At 37.2% G+C, this 22,678-nt stretch carries 23 protein-coding genes; 10 read left to right on the top strand and 13 right to left on the bottom strand.

Translation table 11 applies throughout. The features are described 5' to 3' along the window. Positions 1-3 precede the first annotated feature (3 nt). The 11 genes from ACFILH_RS00295 to ACFILH_RS00345 form a co-directional block, all read right to left on the bottom strand. On the bottom strand, positions 4-177 hold the full coding sequence (locus ACFILH_RS00295) for an antitoxin VbhA family protein (RefSeq protein WP_375631348.1): 174 nt from the start codon (positions 175-177) through the stop codon (positions 4-6). Positions 178-284: 107 nt separating this feature from the next. Next, a complete protein-coding gene (gene virB11, locus ACFILH_RS00300) occupies positions 285-1,355 on the bottom strand; it encodes a P-type DNA transfer ATPase VirB11 (protein ID WP_273790955.1) in 1,071 nt (356 codons plus the stop codon). Further along, the gene (gene virB10 / locus ACFILH_RS00305) at positions 1,352-2,512 is read right to left on the bottom strand and encodes a type IV secretion system protein VirB10 (RefSeq protein WP_375631334.1); all 1,161 of its coding nucleotides are present in this window, start codon (positions 2,510-2,512) and stop codon (positions 1,352-1,354) included. Before virB10 ends, virB11 begins: the two co-directional genes overlap by 4 nt. Next, the gene (gene virB9 / locus ACFILH_RS00310) at positions 2,505-3,371 is read right to left on the bottom strand and encodes a P-type conjugative transfer protein VirB9 (RefSeq protein WP_273790957.1); all 867 of its coding nucleotides are present in this window, start codon (positions 3,369-3,371) and stop codon (positions 2,505-2,507) included. The genes virB10 and virB9 overlap by 8 nt, the downstream gene beginning before the upstream one ends. Beyond that, positions 3,368-4,072, bottom strand: a complete 705-nt coding sequence (locus tag ACFILH_RS00315; RefSeq protein WP_273790958.1) for a virB8 family protein — start codon at positions 4,070-4,072, stop codon at positions 3,368-3,370. The genes virB9 and ACFILH_RS00315 overlap by 4 nt, the downstream gene beginning before the upstream one ends. Continuing rightward, positions 4,026-4,340 (bottom strand): type IV secretion system protein VirB7, encoded by a 315-nt coding sequence (locus tag ACFILH_RS00320; protein WP_273790959.1) that lies wholly within the window; start codon positions 4,338-4,340, stop codon positions 4,026-4,028. The genes ACFILH_RS00315 and ACFILH_RS00320 overlap by 47 nt, the downstream gene beginning before the upstream one ends. 210 nt (positions 4,341-4,550) lie before the next feature. Continuing rightward, positions 4,551-5,528: a type IV secretion system protein gene (locus ACFILH_RS00325; RefSeq protein ID WP_273790982.1), complete on the bottom strand. Its 978-nt coding sequence runs from the start codon at positions 5,526-5,528 to the stop codon at positions 4,551-4,553. After that, the gene (locus tag ACFILH_RS00330; protein ID WP_375667189.1) at positions 5,515-6,000 is read right to left on the bottom strand and encodes a type IV secretion system protein VirB5; all 486 of its coding nucleotides are present in this window, start codon (positions 5,998-6,000) and stop codon (positions 5,515-5,517) included. The genes ACFILH_RS00325 and ACFILH_RS00330 overlap by 14 nt, the downstream gene beginning before the upstream one ends. After that, on the bottom strand, positions 5,997-8,351 hold the full coding sequence (locus ACFILH_RS00335; protein WP_375637760.1) for a VirB4 family type IV secretion/conjugal transfer ATPase: 2,355 nt from the start codon (positions 8,349-8,351) through the stop codon (positions 5,997-5,999). The genes ACFILH_RS00330 and ACFILH_RS00335 overlap by 4 nt, the downstream gene beginning before the upstream one ends. A 22-nt stretch (positions 8,352-8,373) precedes the next feature. Then, positions 8,374-8,682 (bottom strand): type IV secretion system protein VirB3, encoded by a 309-nt coding sequence (locus ACFILH_RS00340; protein WP_273723684.1) that lies wholly within the window; start codon positions 8,680-8,682, stop codon positions 8,374-8,376. Then, positions 8,683-9,003: a TrbC/VirB2 family protein gene (locus tag ACFILH_RS00345; protein ID WP_273790962.1), complete on the bottom strand. Its 321-nt coding sequence runs from the start codon at positions 9,001-9,003 to the stop codon at positions 8,683-8,685. A 398-nt stretch (positions 9,004-9,401) separates the two neighbouring features. On the opposite strand from ACFILH_RS00345, the gene ACFILH_RS00350 reads away from it, so the two are divergent. After that, positions 9,402-10,127, top strand: coding sequence for a hypothetical protein (locus ACFILH_RS00350; RefSeq protein WP_375667190.1), 726 nt, complete (start codon positions 9,402-9,404; stop codon positions 10,125-10,127). Between the two features lie 1,080 nt (positions 10,128-11,207). After that, positions 11,208-11,309, top strand: coding sequence for a hypothetical protein (locus ACFILH_RS00355; RefSeq protein ID WP_375662725.1), 102 nt, complete (start codon positions 11,208-11,210; stop codon positions 11,307-11,309). A 1,115-nt stretch (positions 11,310-12,424) separates the two neighbouring features. Here the strand turns inward: ACFILH_RS00355 and ACFILH_RS00360 are convergent. Next, a complete protein-coding gene (locus ACFILH_RS00360; protein ID WP_375637740.1) occupies positions 12,425-12,784 on the bottom strand; it encodes a helix-turn-helix domain-containing protein in 360 nt (119 codons plus the stop codon). A 1,182-nt stretch (positions 12,785-13,966) separates the two neighbouring features. Here ACFILH_RS00360 and ACFILH_RS00365 point away from each other — a divergent pair. The 3 genes from ACFILH_RS00365 (at position 13,967) to ACFILH_RS00375 (ending at position 17,271) form a co-directional block, all read left to right on the top strand. Then, the gene (locus tag ACFILH_RS00365; protein ID WP_375660101.1) at positions 13,967-14,812 is read left to right on the top strand and encodes a TIGR01459 family HAD-type hydrolase; all 846 of its coding nucleotides are present in this window, start codon (positions 13,967-13,969) and stop codon (positions 14,810-14,812) included. Further along, entirely contained in the window at positions 14,812-15,813 is a 1,002-nt protein-coding gene (locus tag ACFILH_RS00370; RefSeq protein WP_273790966.1) for a bifunctional riboflavin kinase/FAD synthetase, read from the top strand. Before ACFILH_RS00365 ends, ACFILH_RS00370 begins: the two co-directional genes overlap by 1 nt. A gap of 1,317 nt (positions 15,814-17,130) precedes the next feature. Then, on the top strand, positions 17,131-17,271 hold the full coding sequence (locus ACFILH_RS00375) for a hypothetical protein (protein WP_375637739.1): 141 nt from the start codon (positions 17,131-17,133) through the stop codon (positions 17,269-17,271). Between the two features lie 654 nt (positions 17,272-17,925). Here ACFILH_RS00375 and ACFILH_RS00380 read toward each other — a convergent pair. Continuing rightward, the gene (locus tag ACFILH_RS00380) at positions 17,926-18,255 is read right to left on the bottom strand and encodes a TIGR01244 family sulfur transferase (RefSeq protein WP_375610590.1); all 330 of its coding nucleotides are present in this window, start codon (positions 18,253-18,255) and stop codon (positions 17,926-17,928) included. Positions 18,256-19,249: 994 nt separating this feature from the next. On the opposite strand from ACFILH_RS00380, the gene parA reads away from it, so the two are divergent. The 5 genes from parA (at position 19,250) to ACFILH_RS00405 (ending at position 22,167) form a co-directional block, all read left to right on the top strand. Further along, positions 19,250-19,879: a ParA family partition ATPase gene (gene parA / locus ACFILH_RS00385; RefSeq protein ID WP_273790968.1), complete on the top strand. Its 630-nt coding sequence runs from the start codon at positions 19,250-19,252 to the stop codon at positions 19,877-19,879. Further along, complete coding sequence (locus ACFILH_RS00390) at positions 19,876-20,106, top strand: plasmid partition protein ParG (RefSeq protein WP_273790969.1); 231 nt, start codon at positions 19,876-19,878, stop codon at positions 20,104-20,106. The genes parA and ACFILH_RS00390 overlap by 4 nt, the downstream gene beginning before the upstream one ends. A 1,092-nt stretch (positions 20,107-21,198) precedes the next feature. Further along, on the top strand, positions 21,199-21,486 hold the full coding sequence (locus tag ACFILH_RS00395; protein ID WP_273790970.1) for an EexN family lipoprotein: 288 nt from the start codon (positions 21,199-21,201) through the stop codon (positions 21,484-21,486). A gap of 189 nt (positions 21,487-21,675) precedes the next feature. After that, on the top strand, positions 21,676-21,945 hold the full coding sequence (locus tag ACFILH_RS00400) for an EexN family lipoprotein (protein WP_375654526.1): 270 nt from the start codon (positions 21,676-21,678) through the stop codon (positions 21,943-21,945). A 3-nt stretch (positions 21,946-21,948) separates the two neighbouring features. Next, positions 21,949-22,167 carry an EexN family lipoprotein gene (locus ACFILH_RS00405; protein WP_273790972.1) on the top strand — a complete coding sequence of 73 codons (219 nt, stop codon included), beginning with the start codon at positions 21,949-21,951 and terminating at the stop codon, positions 22,165-22,167. Positions 22,168-22,678: the final 511 nt, after the last annotated feature.

A 22,678-nucleotide genomic window follows, 5' to 3' on the forward strand; every position in this document is an offset into this window, starting at 1 on the left:
TCCTTATAATGTCGTGTTGTCCATAAGAGTATTAAATTCTTCGAGTGAAATATTCCCCTTTGCGTATTCTTCTAAAATTTTCAACGTTTTGGAATGAAGCGCTATTCCCTCTATTGCATGGGTGCTGATGGCTGATTCAACGGCTTCACGGCGTTTTTTCAATTCTTCTTCTGTCATCGATAAAAGATTTTCTCTGTTTTCTGTTTCTTTGGTTTTCACGCATTTTTCCTTTTATTTGCAATCGTTTCTTTAAAAGAGCCTTTGGCAGCCGGTGTGATCTTCCTTTAGTCCCCTCCAAAGATGTTTCGTTGTTTGAAGGGATCGTAATAAATTTCTGTGACTTTAAATTTTCCTTCAATCCGTTTGCATTGGATGATGATATCAATCATTGAAATCAACAGTCCTCGAATATCATCACGCTCTAAATCACCACCGCCTTCACTTTCTTTGACCAAAAGGGTCATCTGCTCAAAGGCTGCAAGGGCTGTTGAGGCATGAACCGTTGTAATGGAGCCTGGATGACCTGAATTGACATTGCGGATATAATAAAAGGCTGTACCATCTCGAAGTTCTTGCAAAAGAATACGATCAGGACGCATCCGTAAAGATGATTCAAGCAACTCTTTGGGGCCAACGGAGGCTAAGCCTTGTCCATCTTTTGAATAGAACATTGAGACATGGTTAGGGTGTGGTATCACCAATTCTTGTGTGTCTTCGATGGTGATAATACGCTCTTCTTGAGGGATTTTTGCGATTAATGCTTTTGATAATGTTGTTTTACCCGAACCGGTTTTTCCCGCAATTAAAATATTTTTTTGGCATTCTACAGCTTGATTTAAAAAGGAGACAAAGTCTTTATTACAGTAGGCATGAGCTAAGTTATGCTCGATGATTTTGAGTTCGTTAAAACGAGAATGATAGTCATGCAAGGGCGTGAAAGATACCCGTTCACATAGCGAGAAGAGGCCCTTATTTGCGAGCTCTTCGAGAGAAAAACTCTGCGATGACGGTTTACGAATTGTCATACTAATCGTGTCTTTTTCGACAGCGGGCGGAATGACAATTTGAATACGCTCATTGCCTGGTAGCGTTGCAGATAATATTGGGTTTTTGTCCGATATGTTTTGCTTGGAATAGGATGCGACAACTTTCGCAATCCCCATAAGCTCATTAAAAGAGAGAGCCGGAGCTTCTATTGTTTTCCATCCATCAAACCCTTCAGTCATTACTTGATAGGGACGATTGATAACAATTTCAAAGAGACTATCATCTTTCAAAAAAGTACTGATGGGTTCAAGTTTTGTGAGAACAATCGCAACGGTTTCATCGCTCATGGTATGTAAGTTTGAGTTCATTCTAAAGTTACCGCCGAATTTTTGTAAAAGTTTCTTGAAACAGCTCGATTGATAATCTGTTTTTTGTTTTCGATGACTTTCAATTTATAAACGCTGGAAAAATCTAAATCGCGGGCAACAAAGATATTCACCATTTCCCCTTGGTTTTTGGATAATGTTGGAGGAATATTGGCGTAATTTTCTACGAGAATGTTTGCGATGTTTTGTCCTGAAGAGACTGTTTCAGTTTCTTCTTTTTCCTGTTTTTTTGATAAACGTTTATTGGCATAGTGTGTTACATCTTTTATTAGTGATACAAGAAGCGCAGACCCAATCCTCTCAAGCCAATGGTTATCAATATCTCCATCCATACCAGAACGCCCTAAAGCATCCGTTGCCGGTGAAGCTAAGGATATAATGATACCATTGGGGGTTTTTGCTCTATTCCATAGTACAAAGAGACGTGTTTGGCCTTTTTTCAATCCGGCGCGATATTCACCAACAATTTGGGTGCCTTTATCAAGAAGGACAACACGACCATTGTCTGATAAGATATCTCTGGAAACAATACAACTGGCAAAACCTTGTTGATCACTGTTGATGGCTGTTTCTAAAATACAAGGGATAGACGTTCCCATCGCGATGATGTAGTTTCGATTGCCAAGGGTTGAAGCACGAATACCTTCAAGCACTGTGGGTTTAAGAAGATGATTAAAACGTTGTGTTATTTCATCAGGTTTGCTTTCAAGTTGGTGAGGCAAAACACCATTATTTGTTTGTGAATTTATTTTGCCTTGTTGTGTACTTGCATAAGCTAATACAGGAGCACGTTGTGCTGCTTCCAGCAGTGAGTTATCAGAATTTAATTGATTGATGTTTGGTGTTGGTAGCTCGACTTTTGGTAATAGAGCGTTATTTCGTTGAGGCTGTTCAAAGGGGGGAGGGGTAGGCTTTGCAGGGCGAAAAAGCTCTGTTTGTTTTATAACGTTTCCTTCTTTTGAAGATTCAATTGGTTGTTTTTTGTCTGTAACAAGTGTTGAATAGGCTAAATAAAGACAGACACTGAAAAGAATAATAAGAGCAATAGCTTTCCCCACATTGTTCTGTTGACTTTTCCCTTGAGCATTTTTTATTGTATCGCGATCATTAATGCTTTTTTCATCCACGGTGTTATTCATGGCTGCTTCCTAGGTTCATTTTACGTTGTACAGATGGTGATGTCGTACCTGTTTCAGGATTAATTCCTTCTGGTACGAACCTTTTATTAAAGATGCACAATACTTCATTCCCACGTCGTAACGTGAATTGTGCACCTGTTGCATGAACAATAACTTTGTTGCCTTTAATCGATTTGGGAATAAGCGCTTCTTGCCCATCAGGCGATACAATGTAAATGGCAGGGATTTCAATGTTGCCTAAAAAGATAAAGGTTGTTGTTTTCCCATTATCATAGACAGAAGCGGGTTCAATAAGGGAAGAGCCTTGGGCTTCATAAGCCCAATTGCGTGGTCCAAAATCTTCATGGATATTTAAAATATCATTGACAAAGTTTTCTTCACGTTGTTTTTCTTTTTCTGCTTCGGCTAATTTCTTACGTAATGCTTCATCTTCTGGGTAACGAAACTTTACCAAGAAATACGTCTCATTGCCGGCTGAAACATCACCTTCACGGACTTGTAGCTCGAATTGATAAGAGCGTTGTGTTCCATCTTGGCGGCTTGTGACAATTTGTAAATTGGTCACAGGTTGGACTTCACGTGGTTTGAGAAAAACAAAGTGTCCAGCCGGAGCAACTTGCCAAGCAACCGAATTTCCAATTCCTACATAGGTTACTTCTTCATCAACGGCAAATTCTAGTTGAACCGAAGAGCGAATGGAGCCAATGATTTGTACGACGTTGTAGGGGTCATAATTGACAAATCTGATGCGGTTATCTTTACGTGCACTGACAGGCGCTGTTTCTGCAAGTGAGAGAACTGTGTGAAAGCTGAAAGTGATCGTAAAAATTAAAGAGATTGTTTGTAAAAGTCTGATCATTTTATCACCTCTGGATCAGATCTATATTCCGATACTTGAAAACCAAGAGGGTTGATAAGACGATCAGACGTTGAAATGTGTGCGTTCACGTAGGAAAAATTTAAGATTGAAATCCAATGGGAAATATTTTCTTTTTCATTAAAGTCTCTGATCGTTTTATAGTAACGAACTTGGATAAGATCTTTGCTTATAAAAGAGATTGATTTGATTGTGACCGTAGCAATCATGTTATGATAAATATTTTGCGGACTTTCTGGATTATTGCCCGCGTACCATTTTGCAAAACGGTTTTGTTCTTTTGGAGAAGATAAAAGAGAAACTAAGCGAAAATTGTTTTCTGCTTCGGATGCTTGAAAACCTTCACGAGCACGAACATATTGGCTGGCAAAATAACGCGTTATCGCTTCATCATAGTCGTTAGGGGATTCTTTTAGGGCGCTTACAGTATCAATAATGCCTGTTGAGTTATCAACGCGGATAACAAAAGGCTCTACTGTTTTCAAAGGCGTCAAAGCTGCGACAGCTAAAGCCAGCGCAATCGTCATCAATCCCAAAAGCACTGTTAAAGCCATGGAAATTTTCATCCGCACGCGCATGCTATGCATGCGATCAATGTCAAATGAGCGCGCTTCTTTTATATATTCTTCAAGGGCATCACTTTTCACGCATAACCTCCACTTTTTTATCAGATCGTGCTTCATGAATAACCGGCTTTAATAAAGCTGAATTGAGTGCCAAATTGGCTGTTACCTTTTCACTTTCCAAAGTATTGAGAATGATGGGAGTGGTAACAGGCTTTACGCTCTTTTCTGAGTGGACAACGTTTTTATTGTCCCAATTCCACTTATCTTTATTTAAAGCACGTGTATGTTTGCCATTACAGCGTGGTGGTTTTTTAGGGCCACTCAAAGAGGCACAACCAGTAAGAGCGATTGTTAGGACCATAACAAAAGTTATTTTTCGTTTCATTTTTTGAACTCACAAATATCTTGGAATACAATGCATGAGAGCCTTTATTCTGAACATTTTTACAAATTTATATGATGCAAGATTTTTATTGGTTTTGTTGTAAGACCCAAGATGCTAGATCTTTCATGGAAAAAGATCATGGTGCGTGCGCCAAAGGGCGCACGCAAGGCAAAAACAAAAATGCTTATTCTTTTAAAGAGGTGCTTTATCTTAAAATCGACCACGTCCACCTCCGGATCTTCCTGCTTTTGCCGCCGCACCTGCCGCACCTTTACCGGCAGCTCCTGAGATTTGTAAAGTGGCACTTTTTATTGCATTCCCACTCGCTCTTGCACTATTGGCAAGCATTGTGAAAACCTGTCCTCCTGAAGAGACAGCAGTGTTAAAGTATGGTCCGCCAGAGGCCAGCGCTGTTGCAATACCGGGAAGCGCACGGAAGATAATAACCCCTATGATCGAAATGACGATGACAGGGGGGAAAAGAACATAGATTGATTCATATGAAACTTTGAGAACCTGGAGGATAACTTGACATATAATGGTTCCAAGCATGATCACGAGAACTTGTAAAATGGTAAAATTGATCAAAGTTGTAATCCATGCATCGGAGTATTTTCGCGTTGCATTGAACAAATACAAACTAATGAATAGAGGACCAAGACCTATAATCATGACGAGTGCAACTTGTGCAAACATTTGCACAATAAAACCACCTATACAAAAAAGAATAACCGCGAGAAGCATGATAGAACCAAGAAGACCCACAATGATCTTTTCAAAAAACCAAGCATTGTATAAGACTTCTTGATAGCGCGAACTTGCCTTTAACAAAATATAATCAAAAACATTGGAGCTTGCAGGATTGCTGTTAAGCGCATTCCCAATAGCGTTGGATAAATCTTTGAAGAAAATATCCTTGACGTAAGTATTAAATGTATCCGCATTCGTTGCCATTGTTGTAACAACAACGATTTTAACAACATTATTGAGAAGACTATGCATGGAAAGCGCAACGCGACCTGTCATAACATTATAGCCATAAAGAAAGATAAAAATGATTGCAGCGAGATTTAAGGGCGCTGAAATAGCAGAAGATAGCCCACTCACCGTTGTGTCCATCACATTATCTAAGGGTTTTAAAATATACCCAGAAACGCTTTCAAAGGGAGAAAAACTAAAGTCTGACATTTGTATTCGTACTTTCAAGTTTTTCTTTTAATTGTTTTTCTTTTTCTTTTAATTGTGCCTCAAGATATTTATGCTTTTGTTGTTCCTTTTCTTCACGTAATTCATCTTTTGTTTTCGTATCTCTTGCTTGAATCATATCAAGAGACTGAAGTTTTAAAGAACTTACTTGAAGACCTGCTTGAAGAAGAGAAAGCTTTACTTGAATCTCTTGTCGAATGGCTTGCAATTCTTCGGGTTTTGTGTCTGGTTTTGATTTAATATTTTCAAGTTGATTACTTATTTCTTTAATTTTTTTTGCAGTATCTGTTGCACTTTTATAAATGCTTTCAGCTGTTTCTGATTTTGCAGCATCTAATTTTTGTGTGTTCTCGAGTGCTTGTTTATAATATTCCTCCGCATCGGGTGTCGTTTGTGATATTGCATGAGAAATAAAAGAAAAAGATAACAGTGTAACTAAGCCATATTTTTTCATTGATTTTTTCTCCTTTGATAAAATATGGGCAGCCATTTGTCAGGGTCAGCTCCATATTCGTTGATAATTTCATTCATGAGTTCAATGTTTTTTGTTGTGCCGCTTAAAACGGCGATCTCATCATTCATTCCACGTAAGTTAAGTTCTGCAACAACGGAACTTTGCCCCTGTTTGACGAGAAAACGACGGGATTCTCTGCTTAATTCTGACTGTATCAGTTCAAATTCACGCTCAGTAAGTTTGAAAGCTTCGACATAATCATTATAATTTGCTTTTTGATTTGGAAAAAATATTTGAGTGGGGCACTGCTCAATAATTGTGTGCGCGATTGTTGAGTTCAAAGCGTCTTTAGGGCTTTGTGTTGCAAAGAGCATCATGCCATTTTGTTTACGGATTGTTTTTAGCCGATCTTGAGCAAAAGCTTTGAATGAATCATCTTCCAAAGCTTTCCAGAATTCATCAACGACAATAATGATGCGCCGCCCATCAATCAAATCAAGAATGCGGTGAAAGAGATACATCATTAAGGGACGCCGAATTTCTTCATTGTCTAAGAAATCGGTCATGTCATATCCAATGAATTGCGCATTTAAATTGAGATCATCTTGATCATTATCAAAAACCCATCCTAAATCATTGCCTCTAATCCAGCGTTGCAGCCGTATGGCAATCCCTTCTTTGGATGTGTTGTCAAAAAACAGTTGAAGTGCACCAAGAGAGCGCTGGGTTGGGGGTAAGTTTTCTAAGGAATCAATAGCTTTGGCGATATCTTGTCGCTCTTCTTCTGTTACGATTTGCCCTTCAGCGCTTACCAGCTTTAAGATCCAATTACGAAGAAAGATTTTATTTTTTTCGGTGTATTCCATGCCCTTTAAGGGAGCAATACCCGTGGGCTGCCCGTTTTTTAAAGGTTTGTATTTCCCTCCTCCAGCCCGTACAAAAATCTCTGCTCCTTGATCTTTATCAAAAAAAACCATTGTTGGATTGTGTTTTTGTAATTGTGCAAGAAGAAAATTAACAATCACTGTTTTACCGGATCCCGATGGACCACAAACAAACGTGTTTCCAAGATCGCCATAATGAAAATTAAAATAGTAAGGTGAACCAGCCTGTGTTTTTAGCAATGCGACAGCAGCTCCCCAAACATTATCGTTCAGTTTGCCAACGGGAAAAGAATGGAAAGGCGATAAAGCGGCAAAGTTTCTGCTAGTAATGGCGCCTGAACGCGCCCGATAGCTAAAGTTTCCAGGAAGCTGTGCCCACCATGCTGCTTCCAATCCTAAATCTTCTCTGGCAATCACCGCTCCCCCATTGGTTAAATGGGAACGTGCTTTTGATAAGTTTTCAGACAATATTTTGGGATGATCAGCAAAAACAGCTAAAGAAATGTGGTGTTCTCCCAAAACAAAACGGTTTGATTCTAAATCATCTAGCGCTTCATCTAGTGCATCGATTTGTGAGCTAGCACGATCAGCTGCATTGATCATTTGATTTTGTTTGCGGCTCATAATCGCACTGGCGGCTGCCTTACTTTTAAAGACAAAGGATTGTGTTAAAATGAATTCAAATGGCACCGTAAGCAGACCATCAGTCATACCTGGGCGTGTTTTAGAAGGATACTCTTTCCATCCAAACATGCCCACAAAGCGTTCATTGCTTTCATGGCGAATTTCGATAATTTCTTTCCCAAAAATAACACGATCTGAGTAAATTGTTGAAGCAATAGTTCCAAATGTGAGAGGAATACGCTCACGTCTTCCCCCTACCAGCTGGTGGAGAAATTCACTTTGTTCGGAAAATAAAAGTCCTTCATGTTCATAGATTGATAGCAGACGGACTTCATATTCTTCCAAACCTTGCATAAGATCTTGACTTAACTCTTCGAGTTTACGAATAGCTTCCTCATCGGGTTCAGATTGTGTTTTCTTCGCTTTGCTCAAGCGCTGAAAAAATGAAACCAGCTTTTCTGTTTTATCCGCTGCCGGATTCCAAAGCAGTGAAATAAACAAATCATTTCTATACAGTTCTTGTGAAACCATTTTCTTTTTATATTTTTCATCTAATGTTGTTGCAAAAGATGAAAGAAAATGACCTTCTGGGTATATCGTTTCACGGCGGCGGATGATGTGAGAATATAAAGCAAGCCGTTCGTCTGCGATATTTTTTAAAAGGGTGTTTAATTGGTTGTGTAAAGAATTTAATTGATCAATATCCGCAGTGTCAAAATTTATACCCTCAACAGCCAACACAACCATTAAACAACGTGAATTTAAAGCAACGACATGTTGGTTGATGTAGCGTATATAGGGAATATATTCTTCAGGCAAAGTTTCCCGTTTCATTATTGACATCTGTTTCACCGGCTTCGTTCCTTCAGCTTAGTTCCTTATAAGTGCGGATAAGGCGTAAAGGGGAGGTCGAACCTCCTCCCCATCTGTTGAGGTTTTTTTGTTTTCCTCGAGTATTGAGCCATGCAAATAATACGCGAAATTGGTTGTGATCATACTTTGTCACTTCTCGCAAAATAAAGTGTATCCCAATCCCAAGACCAAACATGGTAAAATCACTGGTCAAAATGAAAAGAATGGATGTCGCCATGACATTAAGCGCCATCGCTTCCATTGTAACACCAGCAAACATGGCTGGGCGCGTACAGGCAAGGAAAAGAGTATCTTCGTTCATTTATGTTGTGCCCGCTAATTTACCAACGAGAGCAGGGGCACCAAAAACAATAGCAATCCCCAGAACACAGTAAGCTGCTTTGCGTAAGTCAATAAAGCCGTACATCCAACCAATCCCCACAGCAGCAACACATATAATTGCAATAAGCTTTGCCGTTGCACCCGTCATCATTGCGACAATGTTGCCTAAAACACCATCAAGATTCCCGAAACCACCTCCACTAGCAGCAGGAGCAGCATAAGAAAGATCAGATACAAAAACTGCCGTAAAAAGCAGCATGGTCACGATAAAAATGATGTTTTGGAATCTATTATCTGTCATTTTACCTCTCTTTAACAAATAATATTTGTTCATATGTCGACATTCCATTGCCTCTAACAAACTGGAGAGTGTTGTCATTTGATGACAGTTTAATTCTCCTCGTTTGTTTGTTTTAAAAGCCTTGATCGTGGATCTGTTCACTCTCAAGCTCTTCTTCTTAAAGAGACAGAAGTCTTTTCAAATTGAGATTGTGCTACATGAAAATGGCAATTTTAAGTTGTACTCGTTTGTAAAAACAACAATATTAAAACAATGCAAGAAGGAATATTATTCTTTACAAAGTGTAGTTAATATGCAACACAGATATTTGAATTTTTTCTTTAAAAACAAGGGGATTGCTGATAAATAATGTGAAAGGATAGAAAAACAATGAATTTTTTGAGCGAGCGTGTTAAGAAATGCTATTTAAATTGATTGTTATTGTTTACATTATGGGTTCCATAGTGTGGGGATTAAGCCAATATAAAGATAAAATGGATTTCAGCATTCTTAAAACATTTGAGACGCAAGATATACAAGATATTGTCGATCTCTATCGAGAAGAAAAAAAGTTGGGTAAATCTATCACCAAACAGCAATTAGAAAAAAATGAATCAGCTCTCGATTTGCAGAAGAGTGTTTCATTAAACGATGTTGCAAATAATGCTGTTGTTTTTCATGGTAAGGCCTCTGTTACAAGTGGGGTTACATTTAAATTACTGACGCCTTCTGCACAATCTTGGCGATCACATATCATCCGTGATATTCATCTTTATGGTGTAGACACATGTGCACCCCGTCAAAAAGCAAGATTAAATGATCAAGAATGGCCCTGTGGTGTGGTTACAATGGCTTGGCTTGTCACCAAAACACTTGGGCAGGATTTATCCTGTAAACAGGCTTTGATGCACAATGGTGTTTATTATGCGCAATGTTTTGTTCAAGGGGTTGATTTAGCTGAGGCAGGTCTTACAGAAGGTATGTTGGTACTCTCAAAAGAGAGAAAAAATCCTATTCCAGCCCAGTATCATCATGCGGAAGAAAAAGCACGTGGCAACAAGATTGGTCTTTGGTCAAGTGATTTCACTGAACCTTTAAAATGGCGGAGAGATAATGGATCTTACAACCCCTTTGCAAGTCCGTGATTGGTTTTAACGAACATATTTACTTAAATCTTTATAGAGAAAGCTTTATCAATAAAATTGTACCAAACCATAGAGCAAATTTGAATAAACCGTGAGATTATTTTCGTTTATGAAGTAAATGGATGATACTTCCTTTTTCAGGGAGGTTTGCTCTCAAAATCGCTCTTCTATTTTTACTTATGTGTTTTATACAAGCAGGAAAACTTCATTGTTGGTGGCAAAGCATTTTTGAGTATTTGTGTTTGAAGGAGAAAGTGAGACGATAAAAAACGCTCAAGAAACGGATTTCTAGAGCGAAGTTGAAAAAGTGAAAAATGAACAGCCCCCAAAATGGGATAACGTTTGATATAACTGATAGAATATTTTACAATGCCTTAAAAGAATTCCTAGCAAAAGTTTTCTTCATCAGAATTTTATCTTCAGGATTGGATCACGTTTTTTACTTCTTTAAAAGTGATCAATCTGTTGCATTCCTTGAAAAGCTTTCATAATTATCTGCTTCTAAATTCAGATTTCTAAAAGATGGATGGATTTCAAGTAGACTCTACACGAAGAAATCTTCGTAAAAATGATTTGCCTTGTTGATTGTTTTCTATGTACCGTAAAACGTTTCTATTTAAGCATTCGATGGGGGAACAATAATCAACATACAAATAGGTAAAAAGAGCTCATACTTTTTTGTTATGGCTTTGTCACCCATTGATCGTGAGACTTAAGTATTATAATGCTCATAGGCTTTCTATAGGGCTAGGGGCGATGCTTATTGCAATGTAACTATTTGAAATTAGTTGGACAAAAGCATTAATGCGCCTTCTGATTTCGTCATTTGTGTTTAGTTTGGGCTCTTTCCTTCTCATTGTATTTTATGACAAACTCATATGATAGCTATTGTGAGCTCTTCTTTGCGTTATTTTACTCAGAGTGTTCACTTTGAAAGCAAGTAAGTGATAGTGAGGCTGTATTCTCATACAGTGTGAAAATTCAACCCTCATTTGGGGGGATGATATTAACAGATAAGATATTTAAAGAGGGATAAAATGAAAAAAAATTATTTTATTATGCACGGCTCTATTATTCGTCGTGGGGTGTGAAAAAAACTATAGCGTAGAAGATTTTAAAAAAGATGCAAAATTAAAAGAAGAATGGGGAATGAAGTGTTTTTTTTTCAGGACAAGCTGTTAAGGAATCTAAAAACTGTCAAAATGTCTTACAAGCAGATACTGAAATGTTTTTCTCGCCAAAGCTTGATGTTACAGACAGTGGTCATGCATCTCAACAGTAAAGTGTGATATAAAAATTCTAAAATAAAGAAGTTACGGCTCAACGAATGCTCGCTTCTTCAATTGTTATAGCGGAATTTTTTATCATTTTTCATCTTTCAGATGAGCTCCCTAAATCATATTCGCAATCCTATTGTTTGTTTCAACTTTATCAGATTGAGGATTATGATCATGAGAGAACTAGATACATTGTCTTATAGAAATATCTCTCAAGGTATCCAAGCCTATTTTGCGACGCTGTTCGTAAAGGGTATAAGGGTAAATCCATTGAGCCCCCCATCTTTACGCTTCATAACGGAGTAAGCCTTGCACCATGACACAGTTTGTCAGCTTGTGGGTGTTGCTTACAGCTCTTGGTAATTGAGAAGGTTCATAAGAGCCATTTTTAATTCTTACATAATAGTTTTTATCCATACGCCTCTTCCCACTTGTAACCTGCTAGAGATATAGTTTTGGTTGATTCAACATGGAACAGATTTGAAATGAAAGAATCTTACGATATTCTGGATTCTCATTTAACATGTAAAATAATGAATACTCATTATAAATCAATGTGTTGCCTTATGATGGAGTTGCTGTAGCATTGAGATTTTAAAGGAAAAATATGCCTTTAAGACTTTATAACAGATACTAAGTCTTTAATAGAAGATATATTAAATGCACATCATCTAAAATAAAGAGAGCGTCCATAGCGAAAAAAGGGCCCCCTTTAAATACGGATAAATGCTTATTCTGTTGTGCTGTAAAACGCTATCGTTTGCGGGTGTGGTGATATAAGACATAAGACTTTATACATGGGGTGTTTTGATGAGAGAGTGTGGTGAATATTCAAGGGAGGGCTTGCTTGTATAATTTTGTGAAAGGAACCATATGAAATGGGAATCTGAGAAGGAGCTGTTTTTGAGAAGGCGGATTATTCATCAACCGGTTTAAGAAGGGGGTTGCATCCTTTGAAGGTGTGGGGAGAAAGCCAAGAATAGGGCGTGTAGTACCCTATAGCTATGCTTTTAAAGCGTTTTAATTTTGATCACAAATTAAGTTTAAAATCGCTTTCTGCTTGACAGATGTGAGGACTCTAAAACTTTTTAAAAGCAAATATTCCTCTTTGCTCGAGGCGATTTCGTCATAATGGTACGGGGTGTTGTCTTTTTTGATGATATCAGTGTAAAAAAAGGCAAGTGGAACATTCAAAATATCGGAAATTTCCTTTAAACGCCCTGCGCTCACGCGATTTAAGCTTTTTTCATACTTTTGGATTTGTTGGAAAGTGACACCTAAATAATGCCCTAATGTTTTTTGAGACATTTTTAGCATTTTTCGCCTAAAGCGAATCTTTTTGCCTACAAAAAGATCAATATTAAGATTTGGAGCTTGCATTTTTCCCCCACCGGTTGCGAGCGCCCTCGCATGAGTATTCCGGGAGTTAAAAGTACTGAACTCAAATCAGCATTTTGCTTTTAGTGCTGAGAAGAACTTGGACATAGCAAAATCTCCCGGAATTCCGGGATACCCGCAAAGCGGGGTCAATTCATGTTTGAGTTTTCAGGCTTTTAATCCCTATTGGTCGTTGCGTATGCGACCAAGACACTTTCTGACTCATAAAGTAATTTTAGGAGATTGGCAATAAAAATAGTTTTTCTTGAGACGGACAAGATTTTTCCAAATGAGAGGTTGTTTGCCTTTCAAACTTTTAAGGTTTGCTTACTAAACGCATGACATCAGATATGCATTTTACGAAGGTAAACCTTGGTTTTTAAGCTCAAGGCACCGCTTACGGTGTTGCTCTTAACCAATAACCAAAATGGCTTGTTTTGATGCGTCTGAGATATCATGATGATAGGGGAAAGCTTTTATGAGTAAAGAGCCCTCATGCAAAATAAACTCAAAACATTATAGATCTGATTGTTGTATATTCACACATTTTTTTAAGAAGATATTTCTCAATGTTAGCGCCTATTTTACAATGGTGCTTCGTAAAGTGTGTTGTGTAAAAGCCTCTATGAATGGGATAAAAGCTATATTGAAAAAAAGATGCTCGGACGGCATATACTCTCGGCCAGTTCAAAATATTACGACAGTTTTTGCCTTTGAAAGGGAGCATAAGAGCTATTTTTTCTTTCTTCACGTGTTTTTATCTGTAGGCTCTCCGCTTATAATGTGCAAGTCAATAGTTTTGATTGATTCAATATAAACAGATTTGAAATGAGAAAATATATTGGGCTTTCTCATGATGCATGTTTTTAAGAGGGGGATACGTTTATTTTCTCAGTGAAGAATTTGAGTATTTTAGATAAAAAACTCTACCAACGTCTTTGTTGTTAGAATTAAAATTTTTATGAGAAAAATGAGCATTGGGGAATGATAAGCTTTTGCTATCAAGCATTTTAGAATTTTGCACAACTTAATGATAACTTAGTTATTTTATCATTTCTTATGATCTCTATAGACGATAAAAAGTTGGGATATGGTTTGAGAAAGCAGATGACACAAGTATTATCTTTCGGTAAGTAATTTTGAAGTAAAAGACAGCTTTAAATGACAAATAGAGATAGGTGCACCATGAATGAAGTTACCCATATTGAGACTATTATAGCGCATTATGATGCTGTTTTTTGTGATGTGTGGGGTGTTGTGCATAACGGTGTACATGCATTTGAACCAGCGTTGAAGGCGTTGTATAAAATCCGACAAATGGGAAAAACTGTCATTTTATTGACCAATTCTCCTCGGCTACGGGAAGATGTTGCTGCTCAATTACAAAGTATGAATGTTCATAGCGACTATTATGATGCCATTATCACTTCAGGGGATGTAACGCGCGATCTTATTCTGACTGCTCCGCGTAAAGTTTTTTTCATTGGTCCACAGCATGATTTGGTGCTGTTTGAAGGGTTAGAGTGTGAATTTGTTGAAGAATGGGAGGCTTCTGTTGTCGTCTGTAGCGGTTTTCTTGAGGATTTTGACGAAGAACCCTCTGCTTATGAGGAGATGTTTCGTCGCATGCGGTCGCGGAATTTACCTTTTATTTGTGCGAACCCAGATGTGATTGTCCATTATGGAAATAAAGAATTTTGGTGCGCTGGTGCATTGGCTCGTCTTTATCAACAATTAGGGGGGGAGGTGCGCATTGCTGGAAAACCTCACGCGCCTATTTATGAATGTGCCTTTGAAAAACTTCAAAAAATACGGGGAACAGTAGAAAAAAGTCAAGTTTTAGCTATTGGTGATGGTCTTTTAACGGATATTAAGGGGGCGGCTCATTTTGGTCTTGATGCCCTTTATATTATGGGGGGGATTCATCATTATGATTATACGCAAAATGGTGTGGTTGATAAGCAAGCTTTGCATTCTTTTCTTGAACGTCATGGTTATAAACCACAAGCAATCATGTGGGCACTTCAGTAATGACTAATTTTTTGCGTCTTCAGGGAATTCATATGTTTCCCTCGGCTTGGCGGGGAGCAGTGTTGGCACTTGGAAATTTTGATGGTGTTCATTGCGGACATCAGGTGGTGTTGCAAAAAGCGCTTGATTTCGCCCGTATAAAAAAGAAACCAGCAGTTGTTTTAACCTTTGAACCCCATCCAAGAAGTTTTTTTCAACATTCAGCTCCTGTCTATCGTTTGACAGAGGCAGCTGAAAAAGCTGAAATTTTTAAAACCCTTGGCTTTGACTGCGTGATTGAACAGCCGTTTGATGCACAGTTTGCCGCTCTTTCAGCGGACGAATTTATCAAGTCGTTTTTAAAGGAAGTTTTTGATGTTTCAGTTGTGGTGACAGGCGAAAATTTTCAATTTGGTCATCAGAAAAGCGGAAATGTACATCTTCTTTGCCAAAGGGGAGAGAAATATGGATTTGAGGTTGTGCAAGTTTCTTGCGTTTCTCGTTCTCAAGATTCACAACCTTTGATCATTTCTTCTAGTTTTATTCGGCAACTTCTCTCACAAGGGGAAGTGGACAAAGCAGCCCATTTATTAGGGTATCACTATCGGATACGCTCCAATATTATTCAAGGTGAAAAACTTGGACGTCTTTTGGGATTTCCTACCGCTAATCAAATGTTGCCTCCCCAAGTTCGTTTGGCTCATGGTGTTTATGCGGTACGTTTGCGTCGTGCGAACGGTGTTTTGTATGATGGTGTTGCAAGCTTTGGTTGTCGTCCAACGGTTGTTAAAGATGGTGCGCCCCTTTTGGAAACCTATTTGTTTGACTTTAACGACGACCTTTATGGGGAAAGCTGTACCGTTTCTTTTTTCCAGTTTTTGCGAGGACAAGAAAAATTTGATGGGCTTGAACCTTTGATTGCGCAAATGCATCGTGATGAAAAAAAAGCAAAAGAAATTTTAAAGACAGTACAACCATTATCAACGTTGGATAGGCTGCTTACTTTTAAAAATATGTCCTAAACTGATCTGAAAAAGAGAGAATAGCCGTAAAAATAGCACTTAAAGTGATTATAATCACAAACATATATTCCAAAACATCGTGGAATATATGTTTTTTCCGTTGTTGAGAGGGAGAATCGAATATCTGAAGATCTGATTTTGGCATCATTTTTTTCAAAGTTAACTTTATGGTTTTTGTTGTCATTCAAAACTTTACTGCTTGTTTCTTTCTGATACGTTAAAACTCATCATAAAAGATGCAGTAAAGAATAAGCAACCAGCCTATTTAGCAATAATAGACGTGAAGAAGGAGAAAGGCTGTTTTTAAAATTTCTTGCGATTTTAAGCTTATAGTTTGATAAAATTTAATTGATGACTTTTTTTATTTTAAAAGTTTATTGTTTCTTTTTTCTAATTTGGCTTATTATGTCATTTATGCCGTATCATCGTTTATGATGAGAGTTGGTTCGTGTAACCTTACGCATGTGATATTTTGTATTATGTAATGAATATTTTTACAAAAGTTTTGTTTGTCGAGTCTTGTGAAGAAGATTTAGTGCTCAGCAGCAGTTTTCGTGCTAACCAATCACGTAAACGAGAATGAAGCTGCTGGAAAATGCTTTACGTTTCGTTTCTCTTGTATATTGTGATGGGGAATGCATATTAAGGAGACTGCGATTGATTGTAGATAAAAGAAATCATTGCGAGAAAGCAGGTGTATTTGTTTCAAAATTTCTAATGCTTTTGATGGATAAAGGCACAATTTTGTTGTCGTAACACGTCAATCTTTCAGATTTTCAAGTTAAAAACTATCCATATATTTCCTTTGTCTTTCACAAATGTAACGCCTATAATGAAAAGGAAAGACAGTCTTGTAAGGATATGAAAACACAAAGCCAATAATGTTTTGTTGTTTTTTGATAGAAATATTGGATAAAAGTTAGAACATCTTTCCAATCTATGTTCGGTCTATTCATGACTTTATGGTGTTGTTTTTCTTATAAAACTTTTTCTTTAGTGTTCCTCAACGCGAGCAGTATGTTTGAGACAAAGATTAAAGCGCTTTAATGCTCTCTCTACTGTTACAGCTTTTGTATGCTAGATGAGGAGAGCCCTATTGCATTATCCATTTGCGTAATCTCTGAAACCGGTTTACAGCTTTATTGGGGAAAATATGAAGTTATAAAGGGGAAAATCAGTCCAGATGACAGTCTTTTTTAAATTCGGCTTTGCTACTTTCAAAAGGGTCCAGAGCAATATCTCTTAAATCATGAAAATAACAGCTTCAGGCTTTTGTTGTTCTTTGAATAGGATATCACGCCCCACAGGTAAAATAAAATGCTGGAATATCCTTGTTTTGCTAATTTATGCGCTTCTTTTGAAGAAATATCTCTCAACGCTTCCCATATTCATTTTCATGATGGCTCTCATGAATGGTATCGTGCAAGCTTCGTTGAGCGCTATCATCTTTATGCCTAATAAAAGAGCAATCCGACACCATCCGTTATATTGACAAGCCTTCAGTTTTGTACAGTCTTGGCTATTTGAGAGCGTTTATGAGAGTTTGTTCTTAACTCGTTTTATTTCACACGAATACTTCCTGCTTGTGACATGCAAGAAACACGCTTTTGATTGCTTCACTATAAATAGACTTGAGAGAATCTTACGGTATTAGGATTTATCATTCAACGTGCAAAATAATTAATTGTTATAAATCAATATGTTGTAGTTAATCATAGATTATGGCTTACGGCTTTTTTTATAAAATACTCTGCACGCCTTTTATTCGGAATATGGGGTTTTCTTAGTGGTTTTACTGTCGTTTTAGGTGTCTGTGGCGTACGAATGAGCTCGTATTGGTAAAGGAAGAGAAAAAAAGGTGGAGCAGTGATAAAAAGTGAGGTGAAAATAATTTTCTTTGATCATCATATGAATTTTCACGCATTTTTATGGCGTCGGGTGTGCATGCTTGTTGTATATTGAGGAGCAAAGCTTGCTTGTAGAGTTTTATGAAGTGGCAAGCCAAGGGAAAGGCGCAAGACAAAGATTATTGACAGATTGTTTTTTACAAATCGATGTGTATTTAAGAATTTTCGTCTTTTAAGGCGAGGAGGAAGTGTGCGAAACCTCTGTTTAAAGACGCGCTAAACGATAAAGATGCAGCGAGCGTGATCCGTGATGACAATAGGCAAGAAGAGGCAGAGAGGCTGTTTTTAAAATTGTTTGCATGGCTTCAACAGCTGACTTTTCTATAGTTGGAGGAGAAATGGGAATGTGATAGGCTTTTATGCCATATTCATTTGCGACCGTTTTAATGCTAGAAAAGTCAGGTTGATGGAGCTCTTCGTGATCGGGGCGGTTACAGATAATTGTTTTAAAACCAGCTTGTGCCAATGTTTTGATATTTTCTATGCTAAGTTGGGCGCTGATAAAAATATCAGGTTCAATTTGTTGTAAATTCATTTTTGTTTATTCCCAATTGCATGATCTTCACGATACCCTCTGGTCTGGTATATAGAAAGAACATAATGAAGGTAAGTTTTTCAGTGGCATCTTAACAAAAATATTCTTTTTGTCGAGAAAATCTATTTGGGAAAAATGAGCTATAAGATGCAAAATATCTCACTCCGCAACATGTTCGTTATGCGATTTATGAAAGACGGATGTTTGGTCTTTGTGGATAATCTATAGTGTTTACTAAACATAGACATTTCATTGTGTTGCTTGTTTACGCGCTTGCTAGAGGCACCCTTATTTCTCTTAAGCCCATTTTACTCTGTCGAGCGTCAAAGAGTATAAAATTCATGGATCACCACCCTTTTTACGCTTATGAAGAAGGAAGTCGGCACCTATTATATTTGCCAGCCCCCAATATTGTAATAGTTCTTGGTACTGGAGATTCTGCATAAGAAGCATTTTAAATCCTTTTTTGTACAGTTCTTGCCCACACGCCAATCCCGCTTGTAACGTACAAGAGATATGATTTTGATTAATTTAATATAAGAGGCATGAAATGAGAGAATCTTCCTGATTTCAGCTCTCTCATTCAATGCGTAAAACAATGAATTCTCCTTATAGTTTGTTGTATATTCAGAGTGGAGCTTGTTTGTAGAGTTGTATTAAGTGGATAGCATGAAGGGAGAAGCCCAAATGGCAGGTGCAAAATAAGAAGCTGGATCATTTACAGCGCATTGTTTACAGATCGACATGGATTTAAGAATCTTCGTTTTAGGGAGGGGGAAGAAGAGCATGCCTCTTTTAAATTTATTTTGTTCTTTTCAAGAATATCATCTTCATAATGTTTTTGCTCATGCTAAAAGAATATTATAAAAAATTGCGGGCTATTGTTATTTATCCTAAAAATAGGAGAAATGGTTATTTTGCACGTATTGGATGCTTGTTTCTTTTATTACTTTCTGTATAATCGTAAAAACGATAATGCTGAAAGGCGTAATAAATGATTATTGGACTTTTGAATCAAAAGGGAGGTGTCGGAAAAACGACGTTGAGTGTTAATCTTGCGGCCAGTTTTGCCCGTACCGGTGCACGGGTATTGCTTATTGATGTTGATCCACAGGGAAGCGCATTGGATTGGGCTGCTGCGCGTGAAGATGCACCTTTGTTTTCGGTTATTGGTTTACCGCGTGCAACGGTTCACAAAGAGATTACACAGATTGGTCATGGTTATGATCATATTATTATCGATGGTCCTCCGCGTGTAACTGATCTTGCTCGTAGTGCTCTTATGGCTTCGGATTTGGTGCTTATACCTGTTTTGCCTAGTCCCTATGATATTTGGGCAGCGGATGGAATTGTAAAGCTGATTGACGAAGCACGTGTTTATAAAGAAAATCTCAAATCTGCTTTTGTCATTAATCGTAAAATAGTCAATACAGCGATAGGGCGTGATGTGAACGAAGCTCTTGGCATATACCCTGTGCATGTTCTTTCTTCTAGCGTTGCGCAGCGCGTGATTTTTGCAGAAGCAGCAGCACAGGGGAAGGCGGTTTATGAAGTTGATAAGCAAGGACCAGCAGCAGCAGAGATTGAAGCGGTTGCAGCCGAAATCAAGGAGTTAGCGCGATGAATAAAAAAATTAAAATCGGCACAAAACCAACGAATAAATCAATTCCTTTAACAGCGGATGCATGGGTAGGAAGCCACAAAGGGAGCATGAGTGGAGGTATGAAGCGCCTCACGATTGATATACCAGAAAGTTTGCATCGGTTGATTAAGGTCAGTTGTGCAAGTCGTGGAACTAAAATAGCTGATGAGGTCCGCGAATTGCTTTCACAAAAATACGGAAAAGTGTAAAAAATGATACGATAATTTCGTTGGTTTGAGTGCTTTTTCTAGAGATGATATCGATTGTTTTTATACGAAGTTAATAATAAAAGTGCTCTTCTTTTTTCACGATGGTTGCTTCATTCAAGTTGTTTTTCATAAGGTTCTGTATCATCGCATGAAAGAGCTATGAGTTTGCGAAAAATTCTCCGTTTCAAACTTTTCCCTATAAATGTGATAATCATCATACTACTTGTGATCTTATCCGCTAGATGAGTAGATAAGTTTATTCTTCCATAAAAATTATCTTGATAATGATTTTAAACATCAGGTTATTTTTTTGTTTATTGTACTTAATACATGCGTAAATAATGTAATTAAGAGTAGCGTTGATTATTTTTTTCTGTTATGCAGCAATCCGTTTTATTAAATTATATTCATTGTTTATAAAGGGGGGGCTAAAAATAAGTAAAATTTACTGATATTGACGCGCTATAAGTTTTCCTAATAAACAAAAGAAGTCATTGAGCATATTATAGACAATATTTCTTACATTTATATGATTTTATAGTCTTAAATAGTTAATGCCAGTTGTAATGGTACGCAAGGCAATAGGCTTTTTTCTTCAATTGGAATGTATAAGATCGCTTTTTTAGCATTTTTATTGGCTTTTAAAAAGTACAGGGGGGACTTAAAGCTTTCTTTCTTTTCCGGTGGTTTAGAAATGATAAGAGCGCAATCTGTTGATTAAAAGGTGTATTTTTTCGTTTGCAGGGAATTTGCAATGAATATAGGCATGACGAATTTTGGGTAAGATATCGTGCTGCTTCTCGTTACCAAGAGGTTCTTGAAGGAAAAGAAATGATTAAAAAGCTTTTTGAGAGTGTCAAGATATCAGAATTTTTGCTGAAGTTTTAACACTTCAAATACAAAGAGCTGCCGTGCAGATAATGTTACAAATACAAGTCTGATAAATGAAAGGCAGTTTTCATGATTTAACATGTTTGCGTTGGAAGTGTACGTATTTGCAAAGGAAAATTAGACGCAAGGTCACAATATAGGAGGGGATGTGAATCCAAAGATATTGTTAATAAAATATAAAACAAAGAGAGGGGTTAAATCATGAACAAGATCATTATAACAGCGCTACTGCTTTGCGTGGGACTTGTCGTTTCTGGTTGTGAAAAAACTTATAGCGTAGCAGAATTTAAGAAAGATAAAAAATTGATGCAAGAATGGGGAAAGAAATGCGATAAAATGGGCCCCTCTGCTTTTGCAACCAAGAATTGTCAAAATGTCATGCAAGCCGATATGGAACTTTTTCAAGAGCATTATAGAAATCTTGCAAAGGAACTTCGTGAAAGTAGCAAAAAGGGGAATGAAACTGAAAAACAGCAGGACAATAATTAAATCATAAAAATATATTGATAGCGGTATTTTTCTTTGTACGCGATTTATCATCATAGATTGGGAAAAATCGCGCACAGAAGTGGATTTTAAAATTTTTGAAAATGCACAATGAACCGAATGTACAATTTTAATCGGGTGCTAAATTGTGTCCTAAACTTTGTAAATTTGAAAAAAAGGGGAATTTTATTGATGAATAAAGCCATTATTACAGCATTGCTGCTTTGTACTGGACTTGTCGTTGCTGGTTGTGAAAAAACTTATAGCGTAGCAGAGTTTAAGAAAGATCCAAAATTACTCGAGCAATGGGCAATGAAATGCATGATATCAGGGGATTTAGATTCTCAAAATTGTAAAAACGCAGATAAAGCGTATCGTGAAGTTCATGCCCGAGATTGGCCTGGTTCGAGCTTTGTACATGATGACGAGAAAAACACTGAAGAGAAAAAGGAAGAGAATTAAATCATGAATAAAGCCATTATTATAGCATTGCTGGTTTGTACTGGACTTGTCGTTGCTGGTTGCGAAAAAACTTACAGCGTAGCGGAATTTAAGAAAGATAAAACATTACTCGAAGAGTGGGCAAAAAAATGTGAAAAGCTGGATCAATCTTCTATGGAGAAATCTAAAAATTGCCAACATGCCAGACAAGCATATATGGAACTTATGTTTGGCATTCATTAAAAACATACAGTTCAATAAGTAAGGAATTGTTTAGTTCTTGATTCTATTGCGTTTTTTAGGATCTCTCTAACTTTTAGAGAGTCTTTTTATGGCTTCAAGAATTAGTCGTTTACGATCTGTACTCTTTGTGTAAACGGATGCTATACTGTCATTTGTTCAGCCCAAAAGTGCTTTCAATTGTAGATAGTATTTCCTCCCAATGAGTTGTTACGTGTTACTACTAATTTTTTAATGTTTTGGTTACATGTATTTAAAATATGAGATTAAATTTATCTTTGGGGTGTTTTTTTGCCTTTATCACAAATAAATGTTTCATCACACTAAGATCGTCTTTAAGCGTTGCGGCTAATTTCGGAAAAATTGGGAGGAAACATTTGTTTGGGAATTACTTTTCTCTGTTTTAATAAAGAGAAAAACATTCTGAATGTAATTATTATCGTTTCATACTCAAATGTTTTTCTCAAACTATTTTAAAAAATTGCTTTTGATTTGAGAATATTATAACATTAGT

It is taken from the genome of Bartonella sp. CL435QHHD (genome assembly GCF_042195095.1).
In the GTDB taxonomy this organism is placed as follows: Bacteria; Pseudomonadota; Alphaproteobacteria; order Rhizobiales; family Rhizobiaceae; genus Bartonella.